This is a genomic window from Streptomyces sp. 549, from assembly GCF_030124175.1.
Taxonomy (GTDB): Bacteria; Actinomycetota; Actinomycetes; order Streptomycetales; family Streptomycetaceae; genus Streptomyces.
On sequence record NZ_JASKMT010000014.1, the window covers coordinates 79,662 to 98,153 of the forward strand.

An 18,492-nucleotide genomic window follows, 5' to 3' on the forward strand; every position below is an offset into this window, starting at 1 on the left:
TGCGATGTAATCCGTCGTTGATGAGCGTTCGTGACACTGATTTCGTTGTTACGGGGTGGTGGCCCTGTTGAATACGCGCGTCGGGCGGTTAGGGTGGACGTCTCACCCATTGGACAACGGCAGGAGGGCGCGAAGTGACCACCGAGCTGCGTCGGCTGCGCAACTACATCGACGGCGAGTTCCGGGACGCCGAGGACGGGCGTACCACGGAGGTGGTCGACCCGGCGACCGGCGAGACCTACGCGTTGGCGGCGCTGTCCGGCGCCGCGGACGTGGACGCCGCCATGGCCGCCGCCCGGGCCGCCTTCCCGGCGTGGCGCGACGCCACCCCCGGCACCCGGCAGCTGGCCGTCCTGAAGATCGCCGAGGCCCTGGAGGCCCGCGCGGACGAGCTGCTTGCCGTCGAGTGCAAGGACACCGGCAAGCCCCTGGAGCTGACCCGGCAGGAGGAACTGCCGATGATGCTCGACCAGATTCGCTTCTTCGCCGGGGCCGCCCGCATGCTGGAGGGCAAGTCGGCCGGCGAGTACATGGAGGGACTGACGTCCTTCGTACGGCGTGAGCCGGTGGGCGTGTGCGCCCAGGTCGCGCCGTGGAACTACCCCATGATGATGGCCGTGTGGAAGTTCGCCCCGGCGCTCGCCGCGGGCAACACCGTGGTGCTCAAGCCCTCCGACACCACCCCGGCGTCGGCGGTCTTCATCGCCGAGGTGCTGGGCCAGGTCCTGCCCAAGGGCGTCTTCAACGTCGTCTGCGGCGACCGCGACACCGGCCGCCTGATGGTCGAGCACAAGACCCCGGCGATGGCCTCCATCACCGGCTCGGTCCGGGCCGGCATGGAGGTCGCCGCCAGCGCGGCCAAGGACGTCAAGCGTGTGCACCTGGAGCTGGGAGGCAAGGCGCCGGTGCTGGTGTTCGACGACACCGACCTGTCGGCTGCCGTCGAGGGCATCCGCGACGCGGGCTTCTTCAACGCCGGCCAGGACTGCACCGCGGCCACCCGGGTGCTGGTCCACGAGGACGTGCACGACGAGTTCGTCGCCGCGCTCGCCAAGGCCGCGGGCGAGGTCAGGACGGGCGACCTCGACGACGAGGACTGCTTCTACGGTCCGCTGAACAACGCGGTCCACCTGGAGAAGGTGCAGGGCTTCATCTCCCGGCTGCCCGCGCACGCCAAGGTCGAGGCGGGCGGCGAGCGGGTCGGCGAGAAGGGCTACTTCTTCGCACCGACCGTGGTCTCCGGGCTGAAGCAGGACGACGAGATCATCCAGAACGAGGTGTTCGGGCCGGTCATCACCGTCCAGCGGTTCAGCGACGAGGCGCAGGCCGTCGAGTGGGCCAACGGCGTCGAGTACGCGCTGGCCTCCTCGGTGTGGACGAAGGACCACGCCCGCGCCATGCGGCTGTCGAAGGACCTCGACTTCGGCTGCGTGTGGATCAACACGCACATCCCGCTGGTCGCCGAGATGCCGCACGGCGGGTTCAAGAAGTCCGGCTACGGCAAGGACCTCTCCGCCTACGGCTTCGAGGACTACACCCGGGTCAAGCACGTCATGACGGCGCTGTGACCCCGGCTGCCCCGCCGGTCTGAGGCCCCGCCGATCCGCCGGTCCCGCCCGGCTGGCGGCCGCACCTGCGAAGGCCGCCGCCCCGGAACGCGCACCGCGTCCCGGGGCGGCGGCCTTGCCGTCGGCCGGGGCGTCGGCCGTGGCCGCTCAGCCCTGCCAGCCGGCGAGGTGGCCGCGGATCTCCGCGCGCAGCGCGGCCTTGCCCGCGTCGGGCAGGAAGCTCGCCGACACGGCGTTGAGCGCCAGGTCGGCGACGCCCGCGGCGTCCAGGCCGAGCAGCCGGGCCGCCACGGCGTACTCGGTGTTGAGGTCGGTGCCGAACATCGGCGGGTCGTCGCTGTTGATCGTGACGGTCACCCCCGCGTCCACCAGCTCCCGCAGCGGGTGCTCCTCCAGTGACGCCACCGCGCGGGTGGCGAGGTTGGACGTGGGGCACACCTCCAGCGGGATGCCGTGCTCGGCGAGGTGCGCCAGCAGCTTCGGATCGCGCGCGGAGCTGATGCCGTGCCCGATCCGTTCGGCACGCAGCGACACCAGCGCGTCCCAGACGGTCCCCGGGCCGGTGGTCTCACCGGCGTGCGGCACGCTGCGCAGCCCCTCGGCGATCGCCCGGTCGAAGTACGGCTTGAACTGCGGACGGGGCACGCCGATCTCCGGGCCGCCGAGGCCGAACGAGACCAGGCCCTCCGGTCGCAGCTCGCAGGCGATGCGCGCGGTCTCCTCGGCCGCCTCAAGACCCGCCTCGCCGGGGATGTCGAAGCACCAGCGCAGCACCACGCCCAGCTCCGCCTCGGCCGCCTTGCGGGCGTCCTCGATGGCCTCGACGAAGGCCACGTCGGGAATGCCGCGCCGGGTCGAGCTGAACGGCGTCACCGTCAGCTCGGCGTAGCGGATGTTCTGCTCCGCCATGTCCCGGGCCACCTCGAAGGTGAGCAGCCGTACGTCCTCCGCGTCCCGGATCAGGTCGACCACGGACAGGTAGACCTCCACGAAGTGCGCGAAGTCCTGGAACGTGAAGTAGTCGGCGAGCGCGTCCACGTCGGCCGGCACGGCCCCGCCCGGGTGCCGGGCGGCCAGCTCGGCGACGATGCGCGGCGAGGCGGAGCCGACGTGGTGCACGTGCAGTTCGGCCTTGGGCAGGCCGGCGACGAAGGCGGTGAGGTCGGGCAGCTCGGACAAGGTAATCCTCCGGTGGCAGGGGCGCCCGTCATCGTATGCGGGCGTGACAGGGGGCGCGCATACGATGAGGGCGAACCAGCACCGGGGAGGGGCTATGGCTTACGAACAGGGTCGAGCGGCGGAACCGAACCCCTGGGCACCACCGGGGGAGCAGCCGCCGCAGACCCCGCCCGGCCCGCAGCCGCCGTACGCGGCGGCGCCGGCGGGCCCCCCGCCGTACGCGTGGGACCGGCCGCAGCCCGCGACCGGCGGCCCGCCCGCCGGCCACGGCGTGCCGCCGGTGCCGCCCGCGCCGTCCCCCGCGCCGGGCACACCGCCCGGCGGATACGGCTACCCGACCGGACCGCCCGGCGGCTACGGCCACCCGGCCGGACCCGGCTACGCCGCACCGCCGCCCCAGGCGACGACGCACGGCTACGCGGGCTGGGCGCCGCACGCGCCGAAGCCGCCGACCAGCGGCATCTGCACGGCGTCCATGGTGGTCGGCATCGTCGCCATGGTGCTCACCCTCACCGTGTGGGGCGCCTTCCTGGGCATCCTGGCCGGTCCGGTCGCGCTCGGCCTCGCCATCGCGGCCCGGCGCCGCATCAACCGCGGCACCGCCCACGGCAGCGGCTTCGCCACCGCCGGGCTGGTGCTCGGCATCGTCTCGACCGTGCTCTCCGCAGTGTTCGTCGCGCTGCTTCTCGCGCTGATCGTCACCGCATCCTCGGAGGAGGACTTCGGACCCGGCTACGACGAGTACGGGTACGACGCAGCTGTAGGCCATCCGGAGACAGAATTCGTCGTGTAATCAAAAGGCAACGACGGAATCCCTTGTTCAAGTGACGAACTCCTGTCAGGATCGGCCACCATCACCGGCCGACGCCACGTCACGCCCATGTGAGGCAGGAGAGCTCGATGGTCCAGAGGTTCGACGTAGCCGTCCGCTTCGCGGACGGTGCCCAGTACCTTGACGGCAAGCCCGCGCGGGGCACCTCGGGGCGCACCCAGGTGATCACCGACCCGGCCACCGGCGAACAGGTGCACAGCTACGCGCTCGCCTCGACCGCCGACGTGGACGACGCCGTGGCCGCCGCCTCCCGGGCCCTGCCCGGCTGGGCGGGCGCCACCCCGGCCGAGCGCTCCGACGCGCTGCACCGCCTCGCCGGGGTGCTCGCCGAGCGGGCCGGTGAGTTCGCCTACGCCGAGTCACTCCAGTGCGGCAAGCCGGTCCGGCTCACCACCGAGTTCGACGTGCCCGGCTCGGTGGACAACACGGCGTTCTTCGCCGGAGCGGCCCGCCACCTGTCGGGCACGGCCGCCGCCGAGTACAGCGGCGACCACACCTCCGCGGTGCGCCGTGAACCCGTCGGTGTCGTCGGCTCCATCGCCCCCTGGAACTACCCGCTGCAGATGGCCGCCTGGAAGGTGCTGCCGGCCGTCGCCGCCGGGAACACCATCGTGCTCAAGCCCGCCGAGACCACCCCGCTGACCTCCCTGATGTTCGCGGCGGCCGCCACCGAGGCCGGCCTCCCGGACGGCGTGGTCAACATCGTCTGCGGCACCGGCCCCGACGCGGGCGAGCACCTCGTCGGCCACCCCGACGTGGCCATGACCTCCTTCACCGGCTCCACCGGCGTCGGCCGCCGGGTCGCGGAGATCGCCACCCGCACGGTCAAGCGCCTGCACCTGGAACTCGGCGGCAAGGCGCCCTTCGTGGTCTTCGACGACGCCGACCTGGAGGCGGCCGTCCACGGCGCGGTCGCCGGATCGCTGATCAACACCGGCCAGGACTGCACCGCCGCGACCCGCGCCTACGTGCAGCGCCCGCTGTACGAGGCGTTCGTCGAGGGCGTCGCCGACCTGATGGCCGCCGTCCGGCTCGGCGACCCCTTCGACCCCGGCACCGATCTCGGGCCGCTGATCTCCCACGCCCACCGCGACCGCGTCGCCGGCTTCGTCGAACGCGCCCGGTCCTACGCCACCGTGGTCACCGGCGGCGGCCCGCCGGACTTCGCGGACGGGGACCGATCCGCCCGGGGCGCCTTCTACCTGCCGACGCTGGTCACCGGAGCACCGCAGGACAGCGAGATCGTCCAGCACGAGGTCTTCGGTCCCGTGCTCACCGTGCTGCCCTTCGACAGCGACGACGAAGGGCTGGCCCTCGCCAACGACACGCCGTACGGGCTTGCGGCGTCCGCCTGGTCGAGGGACGTCTACCGCGCGGCCCGCGCCGGCCGGGAGCTGCGGGCGGGGTGCGTGTGGATCAATGACCACATCCCGATCATCAGCGAGATGCCGCACGGCGGCTTCGGCGCCTCCGGCCACGGCAAGGACATGTCCGCCTACTCCTTCGAGGAGTACACACAGATCAAGCACGTCATGCAGGACAACACCGCGGTCGCCCGCAAGGACTGGCACCGCACGGTCTTCGGCATCCGCTGAGCGGCACCGCCGCCCAGCGTCAGCCGGCCCGCCCAGCGGCCGGGCACCGCCCGGCCACCCCCCACTCCTTCCCTGACCCCTTCCAGGAAGGCAGTACTCCAATGGCTTCCCCTCCCAACCCTCCCGACCCCCGCACCGCCGACGACCTCTGCGCCGGCCTGCCCGACCCGGTCCGCGCCGCCTGGCAGCGCAGCCTCACCTCCGGACGCGCCGCGATGTCCCGCCGCCGCCTCCTCACCGGCGCCTCCGCGGTGGCCGGTGCCGGACTGCTCGCCGCCTGCGGCATCCCGCCCGCCCAGGGCGGCGCGGGCACCGAACCGGACGCCACCGAGGACCGCTCGGACCGCGAGAAGACACTCACCTTCTCCAACTGGCCGCTCTACATCGACGTCGACGACGACAACGAGAGCCTGCGCCCCACCCTCGCCGCCTTCCAGCGGGAGTCCGGCATCAAGGTCAAGTACATCGAGGACGTCAACGACAACAACGAGTTCTACGGCAAGATCAGGCCGCAGCTCGCCGCAGGCCAGGACACCGGCCGGGACCTCGTCTGCCTCACCGACTGGATGGCAGGCCGCCTCATCCGGCAGGGCTGGGCCCAGCGACTGGACCCGGCGAACATGCTCAACGCCGTCGCCAACCTGGAACCCCGCTTCCGCACCGCGCCGCACGACCCGGGCCGCCAGTTCAGCTACCCGTGGGCCGGTATCGCCACCGTCGTCGCCTACAACAAGAAGGCCACCAGAGGCAAGGCCGTCACCAGTGTCAGCCAGCTCCTGGAGGACGAGTCGCTGCGCGGACGCGTCTCACTGCTCACCGAGATGCAGGACACCGTCGGGCTGACCCTGCTCGACATGGGCAAGGACTCCACCAAGTTCACCGCCGACGACTTCGACGCGGCGATCGCCCGCATCCAGAAGGCCGTCGACACCAAGCAGGTCCGCCGGTTCACCGGCAATGACTACGTCGACGAACTCGACCGCGGCGACATCGCGGCCTGCGTCGCCTGGGCCGGGGACATCGTCCAGCTCCAGCTCGACAACCCCGACGTGGAGTTCGCCATCCCCGACGCCGGCTACCTCTTCGGCACCGACGACCTGCTGGTGCCCGCCGGGTCCAAGCACAAGAAGAACGCCGAGACGCTCATCGACTACTACTACCGGCCCGAGGTCGCCGCGGAGCTGGCCGCCTGGGTCAACTACATCACTCCCGTCGCCGGAGCCGGGGAAGAGCTGGCGAAGATCGACGAGGACCTGGCGGGAGACCCGCTGATCGTGCCGGACGCCGCCATGATCGCGAAGGGCCGGAACTTCCGGCCGCTCTCCGCAGCCGAGGAGAGCGACTTCGAGGACAAGTTCGCCAAACTGATCGGCGCCTGACGCGCCCCGGACCTCCCTTTCGAAAGACGGCCCGCCACATGACTGCCATCACTCTTTCCCAGGTCAGCAAGGTCTACGGGGACGTCACCGCGGTGCACCCCCTGGACCTCACCATTCCCGAGGGCTCCTTCTTCGCGCTGCTCGGCGCGTCCGGCTGCGGCAAGACGACCACCCTGCGGATGATCGCCGGGCTGGAGGAACCCACCACCGGCCGGGTCCTGCTCGGCGAGCAGGACATCACCGCACTGCCCCCGCACCGGCGGCCCGTCAACACCGTCTTCCAGAACTACGCACTGTTCCCGCACCTCAGCGTGCACGACAACGTCGCCTTCGGGCTGCGCCGCCGCGGCATCACCTCCGTCACCAAGCAGGTCGAGGAGATGCTCGAGCTCGTCGAGCTGGGCGGCCTGGGCCGCCGCCGGCCCCGTCAGCTCTCCGGCGGCCAGCAGCAGCGGGTGGCGCTCGCCCGGGCCCTCATCAACCGGCCCAGCGTGCTGCTGCTCGACGAACCCCTCGGCGCGCTCGACCTGAAGCTCCGCCGCCAGATGCAGCTGGAGCTCAAGCGCATCCAGACCGACGTCGGCATCACCTTCGTGCACGTCACCCACGACCAGGAGGAGGCCATGACGATGGCCGACTCCGTCGCGGTGATGTACGGCGGCCGGGTCGAGCAGCAGGGCGCGCCCGCCGAGCTGTACGAGAACCCGCGCAGCACTTTCGTGGCCAACTTCCTCGGCACGTCCAACCTGGTCAGGGCCGACGTCGAGGACACCTCCGGCCCCGAGCTGACGCTCACCGCCGCCGGCAGCACCCTGCGGCTGCCCGCCGGACGTGCCCCCGAGGGCACGGCCCGCGGCAGCGCGGTGTTCGCCGGGGTCCGGCCCGAGAAGATCACCATGGTGGCCGCCGACGCCGCGGACACCGTGCCGGCCGGGCACAACCAGCTCACCGGCACCATCACCGACGCCGGTTTCCTCGGCGTCTCCACGCACTACCTGGTGAGCAGTCCCGCCAACCCGGAACTCGCCGTCTACGCGCAGAACACCGGTCTGGGCGCCCGCCTCACCCCCGGCACCGACGTGGTCCTGCACTGGCAGCCGGAGCACACCTTCGCGCTCGACGCCTCGCAGGCCATCGACGCCGGCACCGAGGAGGCGACCGTCTGATGACCGCGCCCCCCACCATCAAGGCGGTGGCCCCCGACGCCCCGCCGGCCGCGCCGCCGCCCAGACGCCGCCGAGCCACCGCCTACTGGCTGCTGCTGCCCGCCGGACTGTGGTTGGCCGTCTTCTTCGTGGCGCCGCTGTTCTACCAGGCCTCCACCTCGGTGCAGACCGGCTCGCTCGAAGAGGGCTACCGCGTCACCTGGCACTTCGCCACCTACTGGGAGGCGCTGCAGAACTACGGCCCGCACTTCCTGCGCTCATTCGGCTACGCGGCCACCGCCACCGTGCTCTGCCTGGTCATCGGCTACCCGCTGGCCTACCTCATCGCGTTCCGGGCGGGCCGCTGGCGCGCGCTGCTGCTCGTCATGGTCATCGCGCCCTTCTTCACCAGCTTCCTCATCCGCACCCTCGCCTGGAAGACGATCCTCTCCGACGGCGGCCCGGTCGTCTCCGTGCTGGGCGCGGTCGGCGTGCTGGACGTCACCAGCTGGCTGGGCCTGACCTCGGAGAGCCGGGTGCTGGCGACGCCGCTCGCAGTGGTCTGCGGCCTCACCTACAACTTCCTCCCCTTCATGATCCTGCCGCTGTACGGCTCGCTGGAACGCATCGAGCCGAGCCTGCACGAGGCCGCCCGCGACCTGTACGCGACGCCCGCCACCACCTTCCGCAAGGTGACGTTCCCGCTGTCGCTGCCCGGAGTCGTCGCCGGCACCCTGCTCACCTTCATCCCGGCGTCCGGCGACTACATCAACGCCCAGCTGCTGGGGTCGCCGAACGAGCAGATGGTCGGCAACGCCATCCAGAAGCAGTTCCTCAACGTCCTGGACTACCCGACGGCCGCCGCCATGTCGTTCCTCCTCATGGCGCTGATCCTCGTCATGGTCACCGTGTACATGCGCAGAGCGGGAACGGAGGACCTCGTCTGATGTCCGCCATGCTGACCTCCACCACCCGCTGGGTCCGCCGCAACCTCGTGGTGATCGCCGGACTGATGGCCCTGGCCTACCTGCTGGTGCCCAACTTCGTGGTGCTGCTGCTCTCCTTCAACAAGCCCGCCGGCCGGTTCAACTACGAGTGGCGGGAGTTCTCCACCGACGCGTGGACCAACCCCTGCGGTGTCGCCGACATGTGCGGCTCGCTCGGCCTCTCCCTGCGCATCGCGGTGCTCGCCACGCTCGTCGCCACCGTCTTCGGCACGCTCGCCGCGTTCGCGCTGGCCCGCTACCGCTTCCGCGGCAAGTCCGCCACCCAGGCGCTGGTGTTCCTGCCGATGGCCATGCCGGAGGTCGTCATGGCCGCCTCGCTCGGCACGCTGTTCCTCAACATGCGGGTCGGCTTCGGCTTCACCACCATCCTCATCGCGCACATCATGTTCTGCCTCAGCTTCGTGGTGGTCGCGGTCAAGGCCCGGGTGACGTCCATGGACCCCCGCCTGGAGGAGGCCGCCCGCGACCTCTACGCCGGGCCGCTGCAGACGTTCCTGCGGGTCACGCTGCCGCTCGCCGCGCCCGGCATCGCCGCCGGGGCCATGCTGAGCTTCGCGCTGTCCTTCGACGACTTCATCATCACGCAGTTCAACGCGGGCCCGTCCACGGTGACCTTCCCGATGTTCGTCTGGGGCGCCGCGCAGCGCGGCGTTCCCGTGCAGGTCAACGTCATCGGCTCGGCGATGTTCCTCATCGCGGTCACCATCGTGCTCGCCGGCCAGCTGGCCGGCAACCGTCGCCAGAGGAGCCACTGACCATGCCGTCCGCAGACATCCGAACGTCGCTCGCCGACGCCGCCCCCACCCCCTTCTGGCTGGACGACCCGGACCGCCCGCGGGCGCTGCCCCGGCTCGTCGGCGACGAGCACTGCGACCTGCTCGTGGTCGGCGGCGGCTACAGCGGCCTGTGGACCGCGCTGCTGGCCAAGGAACGCGACCCGGACCGCGACGTCGTCCTCATCGAGGCGCGCGAGGCGGGCTGGGCGGCGTCCGGCCGCAACGGCGGCTTCTGCGCCGCGTCCCTCACCCACGGAATCGACAACGGCGTCGCCCGCTGGCCGGGTGAGATGGCGCAGTTGGAGAAGCTGGGCCTGGAGAACCTGGACGCCATGGAGTCGGCCGTCGGCCGCTACGGCATCGACTGCGACTTCCGGCGCACCGGCGAGATCGACGTCGCCACCGAACCCCACCAGGTGACCGAGCTGCACGAGGCGCACGCACGGGTGACCGAGCTGGGCCTGCACGCCGGGGAACTCCTGGACCGCGACCAGGTCAGGGCAGAGGTCGACTCGCCGACGTTCCTGGCCGGCCGCTGGGACCGGGAGGGCGTCGCCATGCTCAACCCGGCCCGGCTGGCCTGGGGCCTGCGGCGGGCCTGCCGCGAACTGGGCGTGCGCTTCTACGAGAACACGCCCGCGCTGCGCCTCGCCGCGCGCCCGGCGCAGTTGGCCGTCCGCACGCCGCACGGCAGGGTCTTCGCCCGCCGGGTCGCGCTGGGCACCAACGCCTTCCCCTCCCTCGTCCGCCGGGTCCGTCCGTACATCGTGCCGGTGTACGACTACGCGCTCATGACCGAGCCGCTCAGCGCCGAGCAGCTGGACGCGGTGGGCTGGAAGAACGGGCAGGGGCTCAGCGACAGCGCCAACCACTTCCACTACTTCCGCATCTCCGCCGACCACCGCATCCTGTGGGGCGGCTACGACGTGCTGTACCACTTCGGCAGCCGCATCCACCCCGACTACGACCAGCGCCCGGAGACCTTCCACACCCTCGCCCGGCACTTCTTCCGCTGCTTCCCGCAGCTGGAGGGCCTGCGCTTCACGCACAGCTGGGGCGGGGTCATCGACACCTGCTCACGCTTCTCGCCGTTCTTCGGCACCGCCCACGACGGCCGGGTGGCCTACGCGGCCGGCTACACCGGCCTGGGCGTCGGTGCCACCCGCTTCGGTGCGGACGTGATGCTGGACCTGCTGGGCGGTGAGCGCACCGAGCGCACCGAACTGGAGATGGTCCGCAGCAAGCCGCTGCCGTTCCCGCCCGAACCGGTCCGCTGGGCCGGTATCGGCATCACCCAGCGCGCCCTGCACCGCTCCGACGCCCGCGGTGGCCGACGCGGCCCCTGGCTGCGCGCCCTGGACCGGATGGGACTCGGCTTCGACAGCTGACCGGGTCCGGGACGGTACCGGGCCCCACCCGCCCGTCCCGCACCCGCCCGTTCCGCACCGCTCGACACGTACCCGCCCGTTCCGCACCCTCCGGCCGCCCCGGGCCACCGCCCGGGGCGGCTTCGTGCGTGAGGCCGTGTCCCCGCGCGGGGCGGGCACAGCGGCGGACGGGCGGTGCCGGTGCTGTCGGCGCCGCCCGTCCGCCCGGGCTCGTCTTGCGGTGGTGGCCTGCGGCCCTGAGGTGTGTCGCCCCGGCGTCAGTCCTCCGGCGCGAGCACCGGAGTGTCGCGGGTCAGCACCTCGCCGCGGAAGAACGCCGGGCTGCGGCGCTGCATCACCAGCATCAGGACCGCGCCGAGCAGCAGCATGCCGACGCCGATGACGAAGACACTGCCCACCCCGGCGACCGCGCTGCCGCTGCCGTAGGCCGGGTCCCACATGTCGGTGAGCGTCTGCAGGAACACCGCACTCAGCAGGACCGCGCCCAGCAGCGGCAGCAGGCCCTTGGTGACGGCGTCACGTGCGCTGCGGGTGAGGTCGCGGCGGAAGTACCACACACAGGCGAAGGCGGTCAGCGCGTAGTAGAAGCAGATCATCAGGCCCAGCGCGTAGATGGTGTCGAGCAGCACGTTCTCGCTGATCACGGCCATCACCGCGTAGAACACCCCGGTGGCGACACCCGCCGCCACCGTGGCCCGGCCCGGCGTCCGCCAGCGCGGGTGGACACGTGCGAAGGAGGCGGGGAACGCCTGGTAGGTGCTCATCGCCAGCATGGTGCGCGCGGCGGGCAGGAACGTGGTCTGCAGGCTCGCGGCGGCACTCGCCAGGACGGCGAGGAACAGCAGCGGCCCGAGCGGCCCGAGCACCGGCTCGGCGAGCACGGCGAAGACGTTGTCGGCCGTGCCGGTGTTGCCCAGTCCCAGGCCCTCGGTTCCGGTACCGGCGAACATCAGCGCGGCGACCGCGGTCAGCACGTAGGAGGTGACGAGGACGACGATGGCGATCATCGCGGCCCGGCCCGGCGTACGGCTGCTGCCCTGCGTCTCCTCGTTGACGGTCAGGCTGGTGTCCCAGCCCCAGTAGATGAAGATCGACAGTGACAGGCCCGCGGTGAAGGCGGCGAAGGAGGTCACCGAGAACGGGTCGAGCCAGCTGAGCGAGAAGCCCTCCGCGCCGGCGGCGGCTGCCGGTCCGTCACCGGACTTGGCGAACGCCATGACGACGAACGCGGTGAGCACCGTCATCTGCAGTCCCACCAGCGCGTACTGGAACCACTTGGTGGCCGTCATGCCGCGGTAGCTGATGGCGGTGGCGACGGCGATGAAGGCGAGCACGGTGAGGATGTGCACCACCGTCGAGTCCCCGAACGCGACCACCGCGCTGCTGCCGGTGACCTCGCCGAGCAGCAGGTAGAAGAACTCGGCGGCGACCCCGGCCAGGTTGGACAGCACGATCACGGTGGCGATCACCAGGCCCCAGCCGGTCATCCAGCCGATGCGCGGGCCGAGCGCCTTGACCGTCCAGGTGAAGGACGTGCCGCAGTCCGGTACGGCCTTGTTGAGCTCCCGGTAGGCGAACGCGACCAGGAGCATCGGCAGGAACCCGGCGAGGAAGACGGCGGGCATCTGCGGCCCGACCTCGCTGACGGTGGGGCCGAGCGTGCTGGTGAGGCAGTAGACGGGAGCGACGGTGGAGAGCCCGATGACCGAGCTGCCCAGGAGGCCGACGGAGTTCTTGTGCAGCCCCTTGGCCCTGATGTCCGACGAGGCTGGGGCACCGGTCGGCGCTGCGGGCGCGGAGTGCTTGACGAGCTGTGCCATGCGCCGGACGGTATAGCGTGCTGTATCCGCACCCGACTGTCATGCCGTTCGCGCAATATGCCAGGCATTCGAAGGTCAATCACGCACTGCGGCTATGTTGACAAGGCTTCGTGTGGTGTTCGCCTGTTGTTCAATGACCGGAATTAACTATTCCGGAATGCGGTAACCGTAGCGAGTCCGATTTGTCCGGCTTGAAAAGTTTCCTCGACTACTTTCTGTCACCTCGTCACCGGGACCGCCGTGACCGGTCTCACCCTGGGAAACCACCCGTCCGTGGCGTAATCCCCCCGGTCCGACCGCCTCTCTCCAGGTACCGAGCGGCCCGCGAAAGGGCCGCGCGCACCAAGGAGGAGACGCATGACCGGCAACCCGGGGTCACGCACCGGACTGGAATGGCTGGCGGCGGCAGCCCCCGACCCGCAGGCGTGCCGCAGGGAGTGGGAACGGAACCCGCTGAGTATCGTGCTGCTCCCGGCCGGCCGGCTGTGGGACGTACTCATCCTCGGCGGTCTGCTCGGCTACCCGACGCTGGACGTCCTCACCCGCTGCACGGACCGGACCGGCCCGGTGCTCGCCGACTTCGGCGAGCACCGGATGGGCTTCTTCGTCCCGCCCGGGACCGCCGCACGCTGGGTGGGTACCGGCGTGCGCGGCGCGGGGACCGGAACCTGGATCGTGGTGCCCTGTCCGGGCCGACAGGTCGGCGGGGTGCGCTGGATCATCCCGCCCGACGGCTCCGGCACGCTCACCGATCCGGTGGTGCTGGAGCTGGCGATGCACGAGGCGGCGGCGCGCCTCGCGGGCGGCGAGCCGTGATCGCCGCCGCGACCGCCAGCAGCCCGGTGCCCAGCAGCAGGCTGCCCACCACGTCCAGTGGCCAGTGGTAGCCCCGCACCACCAGTCCGGTCCCGCACGCCGTCACCAGCAGCACGGCCGCGGCCCGAACGGCGAACCTGACCGACCTCCCAGCCGACCCGTACGCCAGGAGCGCGGCGGCGGCCCCGTAGGCGACGACCGCCGTCGCGGTGTGCCCGGAAGGGTAGTAGCCGGTGCCGCCCAGCGGTCCCGGGCGCCCCACCAGCGCCTTGAGCGGCACCACCAGCAGCGGGACGGCCGCCAGCGCCCCGGCGTACCCGGCGACGGGCCACCACCACCCGCCCGGCGGGCGGGTACCGCCCAGTCGTGCCTGCCCCGCCTCCCGCCACCACAGGACCGCGGACGCGGCGAGCAGCACGGGGAGCGCCACGGCCAGTGAGCCCAGGTCGGCGCCGAGCTGGGCCCACCACTCCACCCACCCGGCGGGCGGCGCGTCCGGGCGGCGCCACCGCCGGGACAGCGCCTCGTCCGCGTCCCGCAGCACGCCGCCGGTGGTGACCTGCCAGGTCACCACCGCGAACAGGACGACGGCAGCCAGCGCCCAGCACAACGGCCGCCCAGGAACAGGGGGGATTGTTCCTGGGCGGCCGGTACGACCGGTCACCGCCCGCCCCGGGGGGTCTGGGGCAGGCAGTGGTCCGATCGGTGAGGCGTGCCCGTCGGCGCGCCACCTCGCCGGGGCGGGACCGCCGCCGGCTCGGGTTTGCCCGCGGTCACCCGCGGGCCGTCTGTGCCGTGCATCTGCGGAAACCGTACGTCAGCCGGACGGCGCGGGGGAGGGGTGTCACGCCACGCCCATCGGGCCCGCACAGATCCTTCACGCCAGCTCGGCCAGAGCGTTCTCCAGGATGTCCAGGCCCTCGTTCAGCAGGTCCTCGCCGATGACGAGCGGCGGCAGGAAACGCATCACGTTGCCGTAGGTGCCGGTGGTGAGGACCAGCAGGCCCGCCTGGTGGCACGCCTTGGCCAGCGCCGCCGTCTGCTGCGGGGCCGGCGTGGTGGTCCCCGGCTCGACCAGCTCGACGGCGATCATCGCGCCGCGTCCGCGGACCTCGCCGATCAGGCCGTGGTTCTCGGCCATCTTCCGCAGTCGCGGCTTCATGACCTCCTCGATGCGCCGCGCCCGCGCGTTGAGGTCGAGCTCCCGCATCGTCTCGATCGCGCCCAGCGCGGCGGCGCACGCCACCGGGTTTCCGCCGTACGTGCCGCCCAGGCCGCCCGCGTGCGCGGCGTCCATGATCTCCGCGCGGCCGGTGACGGCCGCCAGCGGAAGGCCGCCGGCGATGCCCTTGGCGGTGGTGATCAGGTCCGGCACCAGGCCCTCGTCCTCGGAGGCGAACCACTGCCCGGTCCGGCAGAAACCGGACTGGATCTCGTCCGCGACGAACACGATGCCGTTCTCCCGGGCGAACTCCGCGATGCGCGGCAGGAAGCCCTTGGCCGGTTCGATGAAGCCGCCCTCACCGAGCAGCGGCTCGATGATGATCGCCGCGACGTTGCCCGCGCCGACCTGCTTGCTGATCTGGTCGACGGCCTGTGCCGCGGCCTCCTCGGCGCAGTTCTCCGGGCCGGTCAGCCAGCGGTACGGGTAGGCCACCGGCACCCGGTAGACCTCCGGCGCGAACGGGCCGAAGCTGTGCTTGTACGGCATCGACTTCGAGGTCAGCGCCATCGTCAGGTTGGTGCGTCCGTGGTAGCCGTGGTCGAACACCACCACCGCCTGGCGGCCGGTGTACGCGCGGGCGATCTTCACCGCGTTCTCCACCGCCTCGGCGCCGGAGTTGAACAGCGCCGACTTCTTCGCGTGGTCGCCGGGCGTGAGCTTCGCCAGCTCCTCGGCGACCGCCACGTAACCCTCGTAGGGGGCCACCATGAAACACGTGTGGGTGAACTCGGCCAGCTGGGCGGACGCGCGGCGGACCACGGCCTCGGCACTGTTGCCGACGGAGGTCACGGCGATGCCGGAACCGAAGTCGATCAGGGCGTTGCCGTCCACGTCCTCCACGATGCCGCCGCCGGCCCGCTTGACGTAGACCGGCAGCACGTTGCCGACGCCGTCGGCCACCGCTGCCTGCTTGCGGGCGTGCAGCTCCTGGGACTTGGGGCCGGGGATCGCGGTGACCACTCGGCGCTCCTGGGGGAGGCCCGGGCCTCCGGACATGGCCGACATCGAGGTCGTAGAGGTCATCGTGCGCTCCTCAGGAGAAGTGGGGGTGTGTGCTCGCTCCTCCGCAGGCTAGGGGCAGCATGCGGGCCGGAACATGCACCGCTGAGGAGAAGTGGCCGTGTCGTGTTGGCCGCGGCGGACAACGCCGGCCGGGTCCCCGTCCGCAGCCCCCGCCCGTACGCCCGCCGTGTGCCCCGCGGGCGCCCACCGCCCGGTGGCCGCGCTGACGTCCAACTTCGCGACCCGCGGGCTAGATTGGGTGCTCCCCGCGGGTACCGCCGCGGGCCGTCGGCAGTTACGGGCAGGGGGCAGGGCAGCAGATGAGCGCGGACGGTACCCAGGACTGGCGGAGCACCGAGGCCGTACCGAAACCGGCGCCGGTCCCGCCCATGCCCCGCCGGGCCCCCGAGGCGTCCGCGCCGCTCGTCGCCTGGCTGCGCGCCCCCCGGCCGGAGGCCGGGCCGGGCATCTGGCGGCAGGGCCACGAACCGCGCCCCGAACGTGAACCCGAGGAACTGCCCGGCAGGCAGCTGCTCGGCGGTGCGCTGCTGTCGCTGCTCGCCGCACTCCTGGTCTGGTCGCTGGCCATGAACGGCTACCTCCCGTTCATGGCGTGGATCTACGCGGTGCTGCCCGCGCCCTGGTACAGCGGCGGTTCCCGCTTCACCGTCACCGTGGTCAACTACGCCGCCTACGCGGTCCTGCTCCTGCCCCTGCTGTGGCTGGCCGGCCGCTTCGGCCGCTGGCCGCAGGTGTGGCGGCGGCACGCCCCGCAGCCCTGGCAGGACCGGTGGCGGCACTTCGCCGCACACGCCCTTCCGCCGGCCTGGCTGCGCCGCCCGCTGCTCGCCCTGCTGGGCGCCGCGCTCGTGTGGGCGCTGTGCTTCGCCGAGGGCGGCTGGCGGTTCTGGCTCGACCCGCTGCTGTGGCTCACCCCGGAAAGCTGGCGCGTCCCCACCGAGACAGCCGGATACGTCGTCGCCTACAACGCCTACTACGTGCTGTTCACGGTGCTGCTGATCGCCCTCGCCGCCAAGCTGGGCCGCTGGCGGACGGCGTGGCGCACCCGCGGCGGCACCCGCCAGCCGCCGCCGAAGGTGTGGACGCCGATGCCCGACCGGCCGCCCGCCGCCCGCCTGGACGAGTGGCCCGAACTGCGCGCGGCCGGTCTCGACGAAGCCGCCGACCGGCTGGCCGCCGACGTCCGCACGGGCAGGGCCACCGATCTCGACTACGTGCGCGTCGAGCAGGTGTGGCGGGCCGTGCGCTCCCGCCCCGACGCACTGCCCACGTTCGCCGCCACCGCCCGCGACGAGGGCGCGGCGGCCTTCCCGCACCCGTCGGGCGCCCGCGACCTGCCGGTCCGCATCGCCACCCACGACCTGCTCACCGGGCAGGTACGCATCGGCCGCGCGCTGGACGACGTCCGCAACCCCTACCGGCACCGAGGCTGCCGCCTGGCCCTGGACCGGTCGCTGCTCACCACCTCCCTGCTGGCCGTGGGCCCGCCCGGCAGCGGCAAGACCGCCCGGCTCGTACGGCCCGCCGTGGAGGCCCTCTGCCTGCAGGCGCTGGCCCGGCAGGCCGTGGTCGTCGCGGTCGGCGCTGCCGGCGCGGGGCTCGGCCCCGACGACGCCTTCGACGTGGTGATCCGGCTCGGCGACGAGCGGTCCGCCCATGACCTGGACCTCTACGGCGGCACCACCGACCCCGACGAGGCCGCCGCCATGCTCGCCGAGGCCCTGCTCGGCGGCCAGGAGGAGGACCTGCGCCCCGCCACCAGCGCGCTCGCCCAACTCCTGGGACCCCACCGCGCGGCCCACGGCCGGTTCCCGTCCGTCGCCGAACTGCGCGAACTGCTCGACGGCAACCCCGTCGCGTTCGCCTCCCTGCGCGAAGCACTCGACGCGCGGGGGGAGTTCGGCCAGCAGCGGGAGCTGGCCGCCCGCGAACGCCAGGCGGAGCGGCCCGGCGACGTCGGCGCGCTGCTCGCCGACCGCGTGGCGCTGCTCGCCCGACCCGCCTTCGCCCGGTTCTTCGGGGCCGCCCACGGCCGGGCGGGCGGCCCCGTGCCGTTCTCGCTGCGCGCTCTGGAGCACCCGCTCCGGGTACGCGTCGACCTGCCGGCCCGCGGGCACGGCGAGGCGTCGCGCATCCTCACCCGGCTGCTGCTCGCCCAGTTCACCGCCGCCGTCGTCAGCCGCGAGGACCGCTCACTCTTCGCCTGTCTGGTCCTGGACGACGCCGCGCACGCGATCACCGCCGAGGCCGTACGCGGCCTGCGGCAGCTCCGCCCCGCGAACGCCGGGGCGCTGCTCACCCTGCGCACCCTCGACGACGTGCCGCAGGCGCTGCGGGCCACGCTGGTCGGCACGGTCGGCTGCAAGGTCGCACTGTCGGGGGTCAGCACCTGGGACGGTGAGCTGTTCGCGCGGGCCTGGGGCCAGGACTGGGTGCAGACCGAGGACGTCACCCGCAACCCGGACTTCTCCGGCGGCCTGCTCAAACGCGCCACCCGCGGCGTGCGCACCCTGTTCACCGGGGTGCGGGCCACCACAGAGTCGGTGACGGTCCGGACCGTGCAGCGCGAACGCTGGTCGGCGTCGGACCTGGCCCACCGGGTGCCGCCGGGCCACGCGGTGCTGTCCCTGACCACGGGCCGCGGCGACAGCAGCCCACCCGTCCTCGCCCGTCTCGGCGACTGACGTGGGCGGCGTCCTGCGGTTCCGGGAGCCGGGCGGCACCGCGTACGACTTCGCA

14 protein-coding genes are annotated in these 18,492 nt (G+C 72.4%); 10 read left to right on the plus strand and 4 right to left on the minus strand.

Translation table 11 applies throughout. The features are described 5' to 3' along the window. Positions 1-134 precede the first annotated feature (134 nt). Positions 135-1,568, plus strand: coding sequence for a gamma-aminobutyraldehyde dehydrogenase (locus QNO07_RS17190; RefSeq protein WP_283992937.1), 1,434 nt, complete (start codon positions 135-137; stop codon positions 1,566-1,568). A 147-nt stretch (positions 1,569-1,715) separates the two neighbouring features. Here the strand turns inward: QNO07_RS17190 and QNO07_RS17195 are convergent, their stop codons facing one another. Next, positions 1,716-2,738: an adenosine deaminase gene (locus QNO07_RS17195; protein WP_283993000.1), complete on the minus strand. Its 1,023-nt coding sequence runs from the start codon at positions 2,736-2,738 to the stop codon at positions 1,716-1,718. 103 nt (positions 2,739-2,841) lie between these two features. On the opposite strand from QNO07_RS17195, the gene QNO07_RS17200 reads away from it, so the two are divergent. The 7 genes from QNO07_RS17200 to QNO07_RS17230 all read left to right on the plus strand — a co-directional run bounded on the left by QNO07_RS17200 (position 2,842) and on the right by QNO07_RS17230 (position 10,869). After that, positions 2,842-3,540, plus strand: coding sequence for a DUF4190 domain-containing protein (locus QNO07_RS17200; RefSeq protein ID WP_283992938.1), 699 nt, complete (start codon positions 2,842-2,844; stop codon positions 3,538-3,540). A gap of 107 nt (positions 3,541-3,647) precedes the next feature. Then, positions 3,648-5,174, plus strand: coding sequence for a gamma-aminobutyraldehyde dehydrogenase (locus QNO07_RS17205; RefSeq protein WP_283992939.1), 1,527 nt, complete (start codon positions 3,648-3,650; stop codon positions 5,172-5,174). 215 nt (positions 5,175-5,389) lie between these two features. Continuing rightward, positions 5,390-6,553 carry a polyamine ABC transporter substrate-binding protein gene (locus tag QNO07_RS17210; RefSeq protein ID WP_283993002.1) on the plus strand — a complete coding sequence of 388 codons (1,164 nt, stop codon included), beginning with the start codon at positions 5,390-5,392 and terminating at the stop codon, positions 6,551-6,553. Between the two features lie 38 nt (positions 6,554-6,591). Next, entirely contained in the window at positions 6,592-7,719 is a 1,128-nt protein-coding gene (locus tag QNO07_RS17215; protein ID WP_283992940.1) for an ABC transporter ATP-binding protein, read from the plus strand. After that, the gene (locus tag QNO07_RS17220) at positions 7,719-8,645 is read left to right on the plus strand and encodes an ABC transporter permease (RefSeq protein ID WP_283992941.1); all 927 of its coding nucleotides are present in this window, start codon (positions 7,719-7,721) and stop codon (positions 8,643-8,645) included. Before QNO07_RS17215 ends, QNO07_RS17220 begins: the two co-directional genes overlap by 1 nt. Further along, on the plus strand, positions 8,645-9,460 hold the full coding sequence (locus QNO07_RS17225) for an ABC transporter permease (RefSeq protein WP_283992942.1): 816 nt from the start codon (positions 8,645-8,647) through the stop codon (positions 9,458-9,460). The genes QNO07_RS17220 and QNO07_RS17225 overlap by 1 nt, the downstream gene beginning before the upstream one ends. A 2-nt stretch (positions 9,461-9,462) precedes the next feature. Continuing rightward, positions 9,463-10,869, plus strand: a complete 1,407-nt coding sequence (locus tag QNO07_RS17230; RefSeq protein WP_283992943.1) for an NAD(P)/FAD-dependent oxidoreductase — start codon at positions 9,463-9,465, stop codon at positions 10,867-10,869. A gap of 257 nt (positions 10,870-11,126) precedes the next feature. Here QNO07_RS17230 and QNO07_RS17235 read toward each other — a convergent pair whose 3' ends face one another. After that, positions 11,127-12,689, minus strand: a complete 1,563-nt coding sequence (locus QNO07_RS17235) for an APC family permease (protein WP_283992944.1) — start codon at positions 12,687-12,689, stop codon at positions 11,127-11,129. 357 nt (positions 12,690-13,046) lie between these two features. On the opposite strand from QNO07_RS17235, the gene QNO07_RS17240 reads away from it, so the two are divergent. Continuing rightward, positions 13,047-13,505 carry a hypothetical protein gene (locus QNO07_RS17240; protein WP_283992945.1) on the plus strand — a complete coding sequence of 153 codons (459 nt, stop codon included), beginning with the start codon at positions 13,047-13,049 and terminating at the stop codon, positions 13,503-13,505. Here the strand turns inward: QNO07_RS17240 and QNO07_RS17245 are convergent. Further along, complete coding sequence (locus QNO07_RS17245) at positions 13,435-14,079, minus strand: phosphatase PAP2 family protein (RefSeq protein ID WP_283992946.1); 645 nt, start codon at positions 14,077-14,079, stop codon at positions 13,435-13,437. The genes QNO07_RS17240 and QNO07_RS17245 overlap by 71 nt on opposite strands. Positions 14,080-14,382: 303 nt before the next feature. Next, entirely contained in the window at positions 14,383-15,735 is a 1,353-nt protein-coding gene (gabT, locus tag QNO07_RS17250) for a 4-aminobutyrate--2-oxoglutarate transaminase (RefSeq protein ID WP_283993003.1), read from the minus strand. 317 nt (positions 15,736-16,052) lie between these two features. On the opposite strand from gabT, the gene QNO07_RS17255 reads away from it, so the two are divergent. Then, the gene (locus QNO07_RS17255) at positions 16,053-18,437 is read left to right on the plus strand and encodes an ATP-binding protein (RefSeq protein WP_283992948.1); all 2,385 of its coding nucleotides are present in this window, start codon (positions 16,053-16,055) and stop codon (positions 18,435-18,437) included. The last annotated feature ends 55 nt before the right edge of the window (positions 18,438-18,492 follow it).

Bases quoted from the DNA above. Each gene is read 5' to 3' on its own strand.
- QNO07_RS17200 (WP_283992938.1), top strand. From the start codon at position 2,842: ATGGCTTACGAACAGGGTCGAGCGGCGGAACCGAACCCCTGGGCACCA.
- QNO07_RS17205 (WP_283992939.1), top strand. From the start codon at position 3,648: ATGGTCCAGAGGTTCGACGTAGCCGTCCGCTTCGCGGACGGTGCCCAG.
- QNO07_RS17210 (WP_283993002.1), top strand. From the start codon at position 5,390: ATGTCCCGCCGCCGCCTCCTCACCGGCGCCTCCGCGGTGGCCGGTGCC.
- QNO07_RS17215 (WP_283992940.1), top strand. From the start codon at position 6,592: ATGACTGCCATCACTCTTTCCCAGGTCAGCAAGGTCTACGGGGACGTC.
- QNO07_RS17220 (WP_283992941.1), top strand. From the start codon at position 7,719: ATGACCGCGCCCCCCACCATCAAGGCGGTGGCCCCCGACGCCCCGCCG.
- QNO07_RS17225 (WP_283992942.1), top strand. From the start codon at position 8,645: ATGTCCGCCATGCTGACCTCCACCACCCGCTGGGTCCGCCGCAACCTC.
- QNO07_RS17230 (WP_283992943.1), top strand. From the start codon at position 9,463: ATGCCGTCCGCAGACATCCGAACGTCGCTCGCCGACGCCGCCCCCACC.
- QNO07_RS17235 (WP_283992944.1), bottom strand. From the start codon at position 12,689: ATGGCACAGCTCGTCAAGCACTCCGCGCCCGCAGCGCCGACCGGTGCC.
- QNO07_RS17240 (WP_283992945.1), top strand. From the start codon at position 13,047: ATGACCGGCAACCCGGGGTCACGCACCGGACTGGAATGGCTGGCGGCG.
- gabT (WP_283993003.1), bottom strand. From the start codon at position 15,735: ATGTCGGCCATGTCCGGAGGCCCGGGCCTCCCCCAGGAGCGCCGAGTG.
- QNO07_RS17255 (WP_283992948.1), top strand. From the start codon at position 16,053: ATGAGCGCGGACGGTACCCAGGACTGGCGGAGCACCGAGGCCGTACCG.